Genomic DNA, 15,393 nt, shown 5'->3' with positions numbered 1-15,393 from the left:
TTTCTACAATTCTTCCACCAAGCTGGATATACTGTCCAAATCCTCTGCCGTTAATGATTGACTGCTAAAATCGCTCAGTGTCTTTTCTGCTTTTTGTTTACCGGCGCAGTGTTTCATAATGTCCAGCAAAAAGTGTTCGATCCTGTTGATAAGCTGGTCCATTGTGTTTCTAAGGAAACGGGCCGGCGGATAGCTAAGATTGAAATGAAGCTTTTTGTCTGCTGCCATTGCACTTAATTCTATGATTTGCTCACGCTTCCATGTATGAGTGATATCCTTTCCGCTTCCAAGACTTGATGGGCGGAAGCTGCCCTGTCTTTCGATGTCGTTGAACTGGCCCAAATAGTTAAAACTGATTTCAGGTGTTTTTGAAAACGCAATGCTTTTGTTTTCAGGGTGTGTGAGGTATTTCAGCATACCGTAACCTATCCCTTTGTTTGGTATCCGGCCAAGTGTATCTTTAACGGTTTTTACTGCGGTTCCCAGCTCATCCCTTTGATTTTCAAAGCTTATGAGGGCCGGGTACATGGATGTAAACCAGCCGACCGTCCGGCTGATATCCAACTCCGGCATAATGTGCTCTCTTCCGTGTCCTTCCATAGCGATTCGGAGCTTGCTTCCTCCTGTCCATTCACAAATCGCCAACGATGCCGCCGTTAACAGAATATCTTGTGTATCTGTACCATAGGCGTGATTGACGTTTTGCAACAAAACGTCAGTGTTTGCTTCAGAGAGTGAAAAGCTTACCGAGTCCCTCTTGCTGCAGCCAGTGTTCTCATGAAGCGGCATTTCATATGGCAGTTCCGCAGTTTGCTGTTCTTCTGCACTTCGCCAATACGCCTCTTCACGAATCAGCTTGCTGCTTTGGGCATATTCCTGAATCCGTCTGGCGTATTCCTGGTAGGAATCAGTTTTAGGCGGAAGATCAATCGGCTGGCCTGAGGACGCTTGTTGGTACCCTGCTGACAAATCCTCCAGCAAAATCCGCCATGCCACACCGTCAACGACTAGATGATGGATCGCGAGGAACAAGTAATCTCCGGTCAGTGTTTTAAACCACGTGGCATGTAACAATGGCCCTTCCTGCAAATTGATGCTTTGCTGAAGATCTGCAACTTCTCGTTTGATTTGTGTTTCCCAATCGTTTTCAGATTGTGAAAGATCAGATATTTTTAACCTGTATAGCTGTGATTCATGAATGCCTTGGTTGATTTGAATCCATCGCCCGCCATCGTTACGATAAACCATCCGAAGCGCATCATGATGCTCCGCCAGCTTTTTTAAGGATGCTCTAAGAGCGTCTTCAGACAAACGGTCAGTATGGAAAAGCATGACAGACTGATTAAAATGGTGTCGTTCTTCTATGTCTTGTGAGAGAAACCATTTCTGAATAGGCGTCCATGGAACATCTCCCTGAACAGGTCCTTGTTCTATGACTCTCTCTGTTTTACGAATAAATGGTGATAAGTCTTTTATCTTTGGATGACGGAATAAATCACTTACCTGCAAGCTTAACCCGTGGCGCCCGAGACGTGCAGAAACTTGAAGCGCTTTGATTGAATCGCCGCCCAATTCAAAGAATGAATCCTCTATTCCGATCCTCTGGATGCCTAGAACCTCCTGCCAGATCAATGCCAGCTGCTCTTCAAGTTCGTTGCGTGGCGGGATGTATGTTTGTTTAGATGCGAAATCTGGTTCAGGCAGTGCTTTCCGGTTCAATTTGCCGTTCGATGTGAGCGGAAGATTCTCCATTTCAATGATATACGCCGGAATCATATAATTAGGCAGTGAACGGGCGAGAAGAGAACGCACTTGTTCAGCATTCGTGCCCGCTTTTACGCTGATATAGCCAAACAGCTCTTTGCTCCCTGACTGTCCTGTACGTGCCAACACCGCCGCTTCTTTGACTCCGTCTATGTGGCGAAGTGCTGATTCGATCTCGCCCAGCTCTACCCGATAGCCTCTGACTTTTACTTGATCATCAATACGGCCAACGTACTCAATTGTGCCATCGGGAAGCCAGCGCGCCAGATCACCTGTGCGGTACAGTCGATCGCCGGGTACAAATGGGTTTTGGACAAATTTCTCTTTCGTTAAATCAGGACGGCGTAAATACCCTCTGGCAACGCCATCTCCGCCGACACAAAGTTCGCCAACAGCTCCGGCCGGCTGCAGCATTCCCCATTGATTTAAGATATAAGCGGAGGAATTGCCAACCGGCCGCCCGATCGGAATGGAGAGTTCATATGTTTTTTGAATGTGGAAGCATGTCGAAAAAGTTGTATTTTCGGTTGGCCCATATCCGTTCCATATCGATACTTCCGGGCAGGCATTTCTGATTCGATTGACGTGGCTTGCCGACAAAGCTTCTCCGCCTATGATCAGATGGTTAAGCTGCGAAAATGTTGTCTCGAGTTGCTCTGTCAAATGATTGAATAGAGACGAGGTCAGCCACATCGTTGTGATTCCTTGATGTTCTATGTATCTCTTAAGCTGTTGGGAATCGAGAAAGGTTTGTTGATCGGACAGGTGCAAAGCGGCACCATTTAACAGCGGTCCAAAAAATTCAAATGATCCAACGTCAAAACCGATTGATGATGTCATCAGAAGGCGGTCAGCAGGTGTAAATGTAATATAATTGCTGTTTTTCACAAGACGAATGACACTTCGCTGCTCAATCATGACACCCTTTGGTTTACCGGTTGATCCAGAGGTATAAATGATATATGCAAGTGAATGGGGCCCTGCTGAAGATTCAACGTTCTTCGCCTCTCCTTGCTTTTGAATATCTTCGATTATGATTTGTTCACATTCAATGCCTAATAGCTGTTTTTCTGTTTTTTCAGATTGAAGGAGTAATGCTGCCCTGCTGTCAGACAGCATATAAGCTATCCGTTCAACAGGCAGATTAGAATCGATAGGCAGATAGGCTCCCCCGGCTTTCAGAATGCCCAGCATACCTGCTATGAGTTCTGGCGTTCGTCCTGCCAACAAGGCTACGACTCGATCGGGACCGACTCCCTTTCTCTGTAGAAGTGAAGCAATTTGATTTGCCCAGCTGTTCAGATCCGCGTAAGTTAACTCTTGTGTATCGCTGACAATTGCTATGGCATTAGGCGTTTGTTCCGCCTGCATTTCAAAGAGTCTGCTGATGGTTTCATTTCTTGGATAATCCATTTTTGTACGATTGAGTTCATGGATAAGGTAATGGGCCTCATCTTCATTCAGGATATTTATTGTTCCGAGAACGGCTTTGTTGTCCTGGATGATGGAGAGTAACATATTGATGAAGTATTGAAGCCACTTTTCTATCGTTTTTTTCTTATATAAGTCAGTACTAAACTCCATTTGGAACGTCAGCAAACCGTGGGGCTGTTCCTGAGCATATAGCGTTAAATCAAATTTGGACGTTTGATGCCCATTGTTTGCTGCAGGTTTGAGACACAGTTCATCCAGGTCCAACGATTCCTGATCCATGTTTTGAAGAACAAACATGACGTCAAAGAGCGGATTCCGGCTCATATCCCTTGTCAATTCAAGCTTATCGACAAGCTCTTCGAACGGATAATCCTGGTGCTCGTAGGCTTCCAATGCTGTCTCGCGCACTTCCTGCAAATACTGTACAAACGGCTTCCCGCCCTCCGGGCGTGTCCGCAGCGCCAGCGTGTTCACAAACATGCCGAGTATGGGCTCCAGATCCTTGTGCGGACGGCCGGCAATTGGCGAGCCTACGATGATATCTTCCTGTCCGCTTAAGCGTGACAATAACGCTGTGTAGGCCGCAAGGAGCACCATGTACAGTGTGCTTCCGTTCTCCCGTGCCAGCTTGTGAAGCCCTGATGCGGCATCTTGATCCAGCGTAAATGAGACCTTGTCACCCGCAAAGCTTCGCACCGGCGGGCGGGGTTGATCAGCCGGGAGATCCAGCACCGGCAGCTCGCCCTCGAGCTGCTTCAGCCAGTACGCCTCCTGCGTCTGGTACGCGTCTCCTGTTTTGAATCCTTCTTGCCATACGGCATAATCTTTATATTGAATATGAAGCGCCGGAAGGGTCCGGTTGTTGTACAGCTTTCCGAATTCCTGAATCAGAATGTTGACGGAAACACCGTCTGAAATGATGTGATGCATATCAACCAGCAACAGGTGCCGCTCATCTGATACCTTTACGATTTGGGCACGGAACAGAGGCGCTTGGCTGAGATCAAACGGCTTGATAAACGCGGCTGCGGCCCCCTGTTCGGTTTGGTCGCCTAGAACTGTCGTCTGTAATGTGAACGGCACCTCGTCATGGATGCGCTGCACCGGCTCGCCGCCTCCATCCTGTTCAAAGGAGGTCCGAAGCGACTCGTGGCGATTGATCAGCTCTTTGAAAGCCCTGTCCAGCCTTTCGGGATTGAGCTTTCCTTCCAGCTCCAATACCGCCGGCATATTGTAGCCTGTCCCTCCGTCCTCCAGCTGCTGAAGGACATAAATCCGTTTTTGGGCAGAGGAAACCGGATAGGTTTCACGCTGTTCCGTCGGTTTTATTGCTTCATATGGACTGTCCGTTCCTTCACGGATAACAGAAGCCAGTCCTTCTATCGTCGGATGGGCAAACACATCTTTCAGCGGCACCTGTACATCAAATTCTTTTGAGATTCGGGAGACAAGCGCCGTTGCTTTTAAGGAATGTCCTCCGCGGTCAAAGAAGTTGTCGTGAATCCCGACAGGGCCGTTTTTCAGGACGTCTTCCCACAGCTGGGCAAGCTTCATCTCGGTCACATTTCTTGGCGCTGTGTAGGTCTCTGCATCTGCCGCTCCGTTAGGAGCTGGCAGGGCGTTCCGGTCCAGCTTTCCGCTTGGCGTAACCGGCCACTGTTCCATCTCGATCATATGGGCTGGGATCATGTAGCCCGGCAGCCGTCTCTCAAGCTGCGCCCGCACTTCGTTTCTCGGGAGTCCTTCTATATAAGCGCATAATTCCGGCTCGCCGCTGTCTGTCCGTACGGTAACGGCCGCTTCCCTTATGCCTTCTATGCTTCTAAGCGCCGCTTCAATTTCTCCAGGCTCAACCCGGTAACCACGGATTTTCACCTGATCATCCGTGCGGCCGAGGAATTCCATATTCCCGTCAGGGAGCCAGCGGGCTATATCCCCTGTTTTGTACATGCGTTCCCCCGGGTAAAACGGGTCCTCAAGAAAACGCTCCTCCGTTAAGGCCGGCCGATTCAGATAGCCTCTGGCCACACCCGCTCCGGCAATGTACAGTTCGCCTGAGACCCCTAAGGGCTGTACGGCTAAATGGGGATCTAAAACATACAAACGCGCACCGGGTACAGGCTTCCCGATCGGAATCCTAAAGCGGTCCCTGTCCCGCTCTGGGTCCAACACGTAGAATGCCGCGTCAACCGTTGCTTCTGTCGGCCCATAGCCATGGATCAGCGATACCTCAGGCAATAAAGAAGCAAATCGCACTGCCACACGGGGTGCAAGCGGTTCACCTCCGGCAAATACACGCTTCAGGCTTGTCCCGTCACTTAGTGTTGCGATTTCCGCTTGATCGAGAAAACTGTTCAGCATAGCCGGAATAAAATGAACCGTTGTCACCTTTTCCTGATGAATGGCTTTGACAATCAATGCCGGATCTTTCTCCCAGCCCGGAGGAAGCAGATAAGCCGAAGCACCGGAAAGCGACCACCAAAACAGCTGCCACACAGACGCATCAAAGGAAAAAGAGGTTTTCACCATGACAATGTCATCTTCCGAAAGCGGAAATTGGTGCTGCATGCCGGTCAGAAAGGAAACAGCCTGGCGGTGCTCGACGGCTACCCCTTTTGGCTGCCCGGTGGAGCCAGACGTATAGATGACATAGGCGAGAGAACCACTGTCAGCAGAAACAAATACATGGTTTTCTGCTTTTTCTCTCCCAAGAGATGTCAGGTCAACTTCAAGCGTCTCTCCGGAAAAGCTCGGTGCGGAGCATCCCGGCTGTGTCAGTAAGAGATCCGCCCCGCTGTCTTTCAGCATGTAGCTCAGCCGCTCTTCTGGATACTCAGGATCAAGCGGCAAATACGCCCCGCCAGCTTTTAATACAGCAAGTACAGCGATCAGCATGTCAGGTGACCGCTCAGACAGGACACCTACGATGCTTTCCTTTGAGACGCCGCGTGCCGCAAGGCGGGCAGCCAGCCGGCTGGCATACATGTCAAGCTCAGCGTACGTCAGCGAACCGCCTGAAAATCGGATGGCTGTCCGCTCCGGTGTGAAAGCCGCCTGTCGTTCAAACAGACCGTGCAAAGTTGGGGCTTCAGGCGAAACAGATACTGACCTGTTGTTTTGAGAAACGATTTTCCGTGTTTTGTTCTCATCAAGCAATGTCATCTTTGACACAGGAAGAGATGGATCAGAGATGACGTCAGAGACCATGTGCAGCAAATAATCTTTTATTTCGGACATCATGCTTGGTTGATAAGCGCTGGTCTGAAAATGAATCCGAACGGACAAGGTACGGCCTGGGATCACTTTGACACTGCAACTATAATTGGTCACCTCTTCCATCTCAAAATCTTTGACGGAGAAATCAAATGACCCCGCTTGATTCATCTCTTCGATCTCTTGCTGGGTAGGTGTATTTTCAAAGACGATAATATGATCGATCAATTCTTGCTTAAGAGCACTCTGCGCCTGAATATCATACAAGGGAAAGTAACTATAGGCTTCTGCCTCATTCATGTCCTTTTGCATTCTCCTGACTAGGTCAGAAAAAGACAGAGAATCACTTTGGGCTCGAATAGGAATGGTATTGATAAAAAGCCCGACCATGTTTTCCACATCTTTTAGCTCAGAAGGTCTGCCTGATATAACTGAACCGAACACAGCATCGCTGCTGCGATTGACCTTTTGAAGCATAATCCCCCATAAAGCTTGGAAAACAGTGTTTAGTGTCGCACCAGAAGCTGCTGCGATTTTCTGTAATTCGGCGGTTTCTTTTTCGGGAATGGTAAACGTGATTTGCTGTAGTGTCCCATTCGGAATTTGATCTGTTCTTTTCGGCAGGGGTGTAGATTTTTCGAAATGCTGAAGCCTCTTTTTCCAGTACTCAGCTGCTTCTTCACGATCTTGCTGCATCAGCCATTTAATATACGTCCCGTACGGCTGTACGGGAGGCAAATCAGGAAGCTGGCCTTTACCCAGCGCTTGATAAATGTGAAGAAAATCTTTAATGACAATGCCTAAACACCAGCCATCCATTAAAATATGATGGTGGCTCCAAATACAGACATAACGACCAGGCGCCCATTTTAAAATAGATATTCTCATTAGTACATCCGTTTGCAGATCGAATCCCCTGGATTTATCCTGCTCTTTGAATGCCTCTGTACAATGTTCTTTATCTTTTTCATTGAGATGAGAAATATCTTCAAAATGAACATGGCAAGGACGTTGCTTGAGCACGACCTGACGAGGCTTGGCAACATTTTTATAGATGAATGCTGTTCGAAAGATATCGTACCTGTCAAAAACAGCATCCATACTTTTCTGGAAACGCTCCAAGTTAAGCTGTCCATTGATCGTAAAAGAGGCCTGTTCAAAATAAGCTCTCGACTGTTCATCATACAATGAGTGAAAAAGCATCCCTTCCTGCATAAAAGACAAAGGGTATATATCCTGTATTTCGGGTTGCTGCGGCATCAGATGAATCTCCTCTCCCTATAGTTTGTTGACGGCTCCCATAATCTCGTTCAATTCATCAAGCGTTAAATCTTCATCAGTGAAATCCGATGCGCTCCATTCTCGGCTTTCTTTGCCCGTACAATGCTCAATGATGTTTTGCAGTGTCTGTTCAAAATGCCCGGCAAATGTTTGGATTGTATTTTCCTCAAATTGTAGCCTGTTATAGATGATGTGCAGGTTCAGGCATCCCGAAGAAATGGCACCGCTGATATCCAGTACATAAGGCCGCTCCCAGTTCGGGCTGATCTCATTTCCTGGCTTGATGTCAGACACTTCAAAGGCTTTTGACTGAATATCCTGATCAAATTGACCTAAATAATTAAAGCTGATTTCCGGGCTGTTTTTCTCAGAGTCCCATTTTTTGCTGATATATTTCAGCACACCGTAGCCCACACCTTTATGCGGTATACGATGCAGCATGTCTTTTGTCTGTTTAATGAGGTGGCCCAGCCGCTCATCGTTATTCTTATGTTCAGAATCGCTCATATCAAGCCACACAGGATAAATGGAGGTGAACCAGCCAACAGTTCTGCTAATATCAATGTCGTCAAGATAGGATTCTCTTCCGTGGCCCTCCATGCTGATTTTAAATTGGTTATTGCCCGTCCATTGCTGCAAAGCAAGTCCTAAAGCTGTCAGAAGGATATCATTCATCTCCGTGCTGTAAGCTTTATGCACAGCCGTTAACAGTAATTCTGTGTGATGGCGGGACAGCTCAAAATCAATCATTTCTGTATCTATGAATGTGTTAGGTGCTGCGTCATTGTCTTTTGGAACAGGCTGAATGTGACGGTTCTCGCACTCATCCCAATACACTGCTTCGCGCTGCACTTGCCGGCTTTTTGAGTAGTCAGCTATTTTTTGTGAATACGTTAAATATGAGTCTGTTTTTTGCGGCAGTTTAATAGATTCTCCTGAGACTGCCTGTTTGTAAGCTGTTGAAAAATCCTCAAACAAAATGCGCCAAGAAACCGCATCAACGACTAAGTGATGAATCGTCAGAAACAAATGGTCACCATTCTCGGTTCTGAACAATCCAGCGTGAAGCAAGGGTCCGGTTTCCAAACGCATATGCTCCTGCATTTGGCTGGCTGCTTTCTTAATCCTGCTATGTGCGTCTGTTGCGTTATCCTTTACATCAAACAGTTCAAAAGCATATAGCTCCTCATCTGGCAGATCTATGCCTCTGTTTAGCTGAACCGGACTGCCATTTTCATACCGGCATATGATTCTCAGTGCGTCATGATGGGTTACCAGGCTTTTTAGCACCTTTTTGAGCGCAATCTCGTCAAATCGTTCAGACCGGTAGAGCATAACGGACTGGTTAAAATGATGGCTTTCCAGAGATTGCGAGAAAAACCATTGCTGGATAGGTGTCCAAGTGATCTCACCTTCGACCGGACCTTGGTCAATGACGCGTACGGCTTTTTGGACACGAGCGGACAGTTCACCAAGAGTCTGATGTTCAAACATCTCACGTACTGTCGTTTCATATCCGCGCTGCTTCAGTCTGGCACAAACCTGCAGCGCTTTAATAGAATCTCCGCCCAGTTCAAAGAAATTGGCGTTTACGCCCAGCTCATCTACATCAAGAAGCTCCTCCCAAATTTCAGCCATCACCTTTTCAATCTCATCTCTTGGGCTGATATCATCAGCAGTATAAGTGTGTTTTTCAGGTTCCGGGAGAGCTTTCTGATCAAGCTTGCCATTAGCAGTTAGCGGGATGCTGTCAATCTGTATCAAGCGGGCGGGCAGCATAAAGTCAGGCAGCATGGTTTTTAGAGAAGTCCGGATGTCTGATATATTCGCAATTTGTTGATCTTTTATCACCATGTAAGCATATATAGCTGTTTGCCCTTGCTCGTCTGCTCTGGTAACGACAGCCGCCTCTTTAATCATTGGAAGCTGGAGAAGAGCCGCTTGGATTTCACCCAACTCGATGCGATGTCCTCTGACTTTAACCTGATCATCAATGCGTCCTAAGTATTCCAGCTCGCCATTTGACAGGCGTTTAGCAAGATCTCCCGTGCGATATAATCTGTCCCCCGGAAAGTATGGATTGGGTACAAAACGGTCAGCGGTCAACTCATCTCTGTTTAGATATCCCCGTGCCACACCTTCACCGCCTATATACAGCTCCCCTGGAACTCCGATAGGCAGCAGATTCATATGAGCGTCCATCACATAAGCCTGCAGAGTTGAAAGAGGCCGGCCGATATTGCTTTTATTTTTTGCAATATCTGCTGCGGACAATTTTTTGAACGTTACATGTACCGTCGTTTCTGTAATACCGTACATATTGATGAGATCGGTATGAGGATATTTTTCATTCCAGCTTTGAAGCATGCCTGGCTGTAAAGCTTCACCGCCAAAAATGACGTAGCGGATGGTTAATCGGTCCGGATGGTTTTGATCTTCATGCATCAGGCCGTAAAAAGCTGTTGGGGTCTGATTGAGTACAGTGACGCGTTCTTTTTTTAACAATAATCGAAATGCCTGGGGATCACGGGCTGTTTCCTTAGAGACCACGACTAGTGTGCTTCCGTTCAATAACGCACCAAACATTTCCCATACAGAGAAATCAAAACAATATGAATGAGAGAACGTCCAGATGTCTTCATGGCCAAATTCAAAAGGTTGGTTTTGATGCTTTAAGAGACTGATCACATTGCGGTGCTCGACAATGACGCCCTTTGGCTGGCCAGTCGTTCCGGATGTGTATATCACGTATGCAGGCTGATCCGTTAATATTTGAATGTTTAAATCAGCCGGAATTGAGTCGTTTTCGCCTTCATCGATATACAAAATATGTCCGTTGTAGCCTGCGGGCTTGTTTTGACTGCGCTCTGTCAGCAATATCTCTGTCCCGCTATCATTGAGCATAAAGCTAATACGTTCCTGAGGATATTCAGGATCAATCGGCAAGTAGGCCCCTCCAGCTTTTAAAATCGATAAAACACCAATGACCATATCAGATGACCGATCGAGCATCAGACCGACGATATCCCCAGCGCTGACTCCTCGTTTGATCAGCAGAGCAGCTGTCCGCTCGGCTTTTTCATTCAGCTCTCGATAGGTAAGCTGAGAGTCACCGCACACCACTGCGAGATGCTCCGGATGTTCAGCGGCTTTTTTTTCAAATAAGCTTACAATGTTTTCATTTCTTGGATAAGCTGCATACTGTCCCATTTTTTCAAGGAGCAAGTCACGCTCTTCAGAAGGAAGCAATTGCATATCCGAAATCCTCATCTCGGTATCCGCCGTTACACTTTTTATCAGCTCAATAAAATAGGATGCCCACCGTGCAATGGTTTCTTCTTCAAAAAGAGCAGTGCTGTATTCAAAACGGCAGCGGATTCCGCCAGAATGCTCCTCAGCGTGCAAGGTCAAATCAAATTTAGATATATCGTGTTTAGGAGTGACAGACGAAATCGATAGACCCGGCACTTCGAACTGAAAATCATCACTGCTTTGAAGCACGAGCATCGCATCGAACAGCGGGTTGCGATTTACTTCTCTATGTGTATCGAGCTTATCTGCCAGCTTCTCAAAAGGATAATCCTGATGCTCATAAGCTGTCAGAACCAGGTGGCGAATGTCCTGCAAATACGAGCTGAACGTTTTGCGGCCCTCGGGCTGGCAGCGAATTGCTAGTGTATTGACGAACATCCCGATGACGCGCTCCAGATCGGCGTGCGGTCTTCCGGAAGCAGGTGAGCCGACAACAATATCCTCTTGTCTGCTTAGCTTAGATAACAAAATAGAATAGGAAGCCAGAAGAATCATATACAATGTTGTTCCCGTTTCTGCCATTACACGGTGCAGCTCATCAGCCGTGTCTTTATCAATGTTGACTTCGATTGTTCCGCCGCTGAAATCGGGGAGACGCGGTCTTGTTTGATCAAGCGGTAAATCTAATACAGGAAGTCTCCCCCCTAGCTGATTGAGCCAATAGGCCTCCTGTTTTTTGTGTAATTCTTCAGGATACTTCTCTTGCTGCCAAACAGCAAAATCTTTATATTGCAGGCTTAATGCTGGAAGCTCTTTTCCGCAATATAAGTCAGTAAATTCTTGGACTAAAGTGCTCATCGAGACACCGTCAGCGATAATATGATGCATATCAAGCAGCAAAAATCCGCGGTTATTGCCCATCGAAACGAGACATGCTCTAAAAAGCGCGCCGGACGATAAATCAAACGGTTTGATAAAGGACTCAATTGCAGACTCAAGCATTTGGTCTGATTCCATTTCAAGCTCTTTCAGATCAAAGTCCATCTCAGGATAAATGAGCTGTACGGCCTCTCCTCCATCAATCACAAAAACAGTCCGCAATGCTTCATGCCGAATCACAAGTTCTGTGAGAACGCTTCTCAGCCGCTGACGATCGAGGTATCCGCTTAATTCAAGTACAGCGGGCATGTTATAGCCAGTGCTGTCATCTGCCAGCTGATGAAGAGCATATAATCGTTTTTGTGCGAAAGACAGCGGATAGACATCTCTTTGATCCGCAGGTTCAATCTGTGTAAAAGCATGTTCTTTTAAGCTCATCAATTTGACAGCCATGCTTTCAATTGTCGGATTTGAAAAAACCTCACTGATCGGCAGCTCAATATTAAGCTTTTTATGTATTCTTGATACAAGTAAGGTCGCTTTTAAGGACTGTCCGCCTAACTGAAAGAAATCATCACGAATGCCGATTGGCTGTTTATTCAGCACATCTTCCCAAATACGTGCGAGATCAGCTTCGATTAAGGTTCGGGGCGCCATATATGTGAGGCTCGTATTTGTTTCAGGTTCAGGAAGTGCTGAGCGGTCAAGCTTTCCGCTGGATGTTAATGGCATTCGGCTGATGTTGATCATACTTGCTGGAATCATATAGGACGGCAATGTCCCAACAAGATGCCGATACAAATCTGGGAGACTGTTTCCCTTTTCCGGAACGATATAAGCAACAAGCTCTTTTTCCCCAGCAGAAACATCACGGGCCAGTACGGCTGCTTCCTTTACACCTGGTATCTGTCGAAGAACCGTTTCAACCTCTCCCAGTTCAATGCGGTAACCCCTAATTTTCACTTGATCATCAAAACGTCCAATATATTCAATCGTTCCATCCGGCAAAAAACGGCCTGCATCACCTGTTCGGTATACGCGCTCCCCTTCAAGGAATGGATGATCGTAGAATACTTTCTCTGTCAGCTCCGGCTGTTTGTAGTATCCTCTCGCAAGGCCCGCGCCGGAAATACACAGTTCGCCCGCCGTGCCGATCGGCTGCATCTGATTTCCGTACAAAACAAATACCTTCGTGTTTGCTATCGGGTGTCCGATCGTGATCCTCTCTTTTTCGTTCAGTTGACGCAATATTGTTGTTGCCACACTATTTTCGGTCGGCCCGTATTCATTTGCCAATTCTGCAGAAGGACAAATCTTATCGCTCATCTTAAGCAGGTCAGGTGTGACCGCTTCACCAGCAAATGTCACAATACGAAGACTTTTTGCATCCTCAGCAGTCATCACTTCCAATAACACCCGGTACAGGGAAGGAACAATGATCATGTGATTGACCTTATAACAGGCTATTTTTCGCTTAAGGGCTAGCACATCCTTCGCTTCGTCATCCGTTGTCAGCAATACGCAAGCACCGGATAAAAGCGGAGTAAATAAACTCGTTACACAGCCGTCAAACACGTATGAAAACAAATGGAGGGATATATCCTGTTCGGTCATGCCATACTCTTCCCGTCTCCATTGCAATGTATTGGCAATGCCTTGATGTTCAACAAGAACACCTTTAGGCCGCCCTGTCGTTCCCGACGTATAAATTAAGTAGGCAAGATCACCAGGCGGCACATCTGGAGCTGCTGATTGATGGCTTTCTGTTTGTTCTATCGATACAATGTTTCCTTCATAGTGCGGCGGGATAAATGTCATAAGGTCTTCTTCTATCAGCATTTGAGCCGCTTGACTGTCCTTCAGCAAGAAAGAAAGACGTTCTGTCGGAACATTTGGATCAAGCGGCATATAAGCGCCCCCCGCTTTCCAAATCCCTAGTAAAGCTGCTGGCATTTCCATTGACCGCCTCATCATCACAGCGACGATATCTCCAGATCCAACCCCTTTTTCTATGAGAGCATGCGCAATCTGATTGGCCCTTCCGTTTAATTGACGATAGGTCCAGCATTCGTCTCCCATTTTCAATGCAGCCGCTTCGGGTGTTTTGTAAGCTTGTTCCTCGAACAATTGGGATATCGTTTTGTTCACATAAGGACGCTCTGTTTCATTAAACAATTGGATAACCTGTTGTTCCTCCGGCGGCACGATATTGATGTCACTGACGGCAACATCGGGATGTGTCACAATGCATTCAAGCGCTTGCTTTAGATGGCCTTGTATCCGCAGCATCTCCTCACGTTCATAAACGGCTGCGTTGTAGCTGAATTTGATATAAAATGATTCTCCCGGAACGATCACGATATTAAAGTCGTAATTGGTTTGCTCAGACATTGAAATGTCACCCAGCTTCAGCGCATTTTCCTCATTCTCGCTCTCGATGCGTAATGCCTGATCAAGCTGTACAGGATAATTTTCAAAAACAAAAATATGATCGATCAAATCTTGTTTCAATGGACTATGGTTTTGAATGTCATAAAGCGGATAATACCCGTGCTGTTCAGATGATAAAAAATCCTCCTGCACAGATTTGGCCAGCGAAGAAAACGTCATGCCCTCAGCAGATCGAATTCGCACTGGGACCGTATTAATAAACAAGCCGACCATTGATTCAATCCCGTCAATCGCTGACGGACGTCCAGAAATAACGGAGCCAAAAACGACATCATCAGCGGCATTATATCGATGGAGAAGCACGCCCCAAATACTCATAAACAACGTGTTTAGTGTGACTCCCCATTTGTGGGCGGCCTCAGTCAGTTTCTCAACCATTTCCGGCGCTAAAGAAAAGCGAACCTGAGCGGCTTCGTAATCGCTGTCCGCTGGGCGGCTCTTTATCCGGGGAATAGAAGCAGTATTCCCGTACTCCTTCAAATATCCACTCCAATAAGCAGCAGTCTCTTCTTGATCTTGTTCTCCGAGCCATTCAATATAACGGCTGTACGGCACCGTCCTGCCAAGCTGTACAGGCGAGTTATTTTTGAGTGAATCATACATGCTGAAAAACTCTTTCAGAATAATGCCGAGACACCAGCCATCCATGATGATATGGTGATGTGTCCAGACACATGTATATTGGCTGTCGCCTCTATCAAAAAGGGCAAGGCGCATTAATGGATCTTTTTGCAAATCAAATCCTTTTTCCCGATCCTTGGTCATAAAAGCATCAATCAGCGACTGCTGGTCTTGATCAGCCAGGCGAGAAATATCTTCTCTATATACTGTCAATTCACGGTTTGACAAGACTACCTGCTGCGGCCCTGTAAGATCTGGTACTTCTTTAATGAAAATTGTTCTGAAAATATCATACCTTGAGACAAGAAGGTTTAAGCTCTTTTGAAACGAGTCGATACATAGATTGCCTGTGATCGTAAACGAGGTCTGTTCGACATAGGCTTTTGAGCTGAAATCCATCAGTGAATGAAACAGCATTCCTTCTTGCATGTGCGATAACGGATAAATATCTTGAATTTGCGCCGATTGTGCCATCAATTCCACACACCTTTTCAAAAG

At 46.7% G+C, this 15,393-nt stretch carries 2 protein-coding genes; both read right to left on the bottom strand.

All coding sequences use genetic code 11. The features are described from left to right. Positions 1-3 precede the first annotated feature (3 nt). Entirely contained in the window at positions 4-7,671 is a 7,668-nt protein-coding gene (locus NZD81_RS05815; RefSeq protein ID WP_289859698.1) for a non-ribosomal peptide synthetase, read from the bottom strand. Positions 7,672-7,689: 18 nt separating this feature from the next. Next, positions 7,690-15,369 (bottom strand): non-ribosomal peptide synthetase, encoded by a 7,680-nt coding sequence (locus NZD81_RS05810; RefSeq protein ID WP_282372232.1) that lies wholly within the window; start codon positions 15,367-15,369, stop codon positions 7,690-7,692. Between the last annotated feature and the right edge of the window lie 24 nt (positions 15,370-15,393).

Source organism: Bacillus sp. B.PNR1 (assembly GCF_030386235.1).
GTDB classification, from domain to species: Bacteria; Bacillota; Bacilli; order Bacillales; family Bacillaceae; genus Bacillus; species Bacillus stercoris.
The sequence above is the reverse complement of the archived record's forward strand: the minus strand, read 5'-3'. Positions and strand labels throughout refer to the sequence as shown.

Coding starts and splice junctions, on each gene's coding strand:
- NZD81_RS05815 (WP_289859698.1), bottom strand. CDS start 7,671: ATGCCGCAGCAACCCGAAATACAGGATATATACCCTTTGTCTTTTATG.
- NZD81_RS05810 (WP_282372232.1), bottom strand. CDS start 15,369: ATGGCACAATCGGCGCAAATTCAAGATATTTATCCGTTATCGCACATG.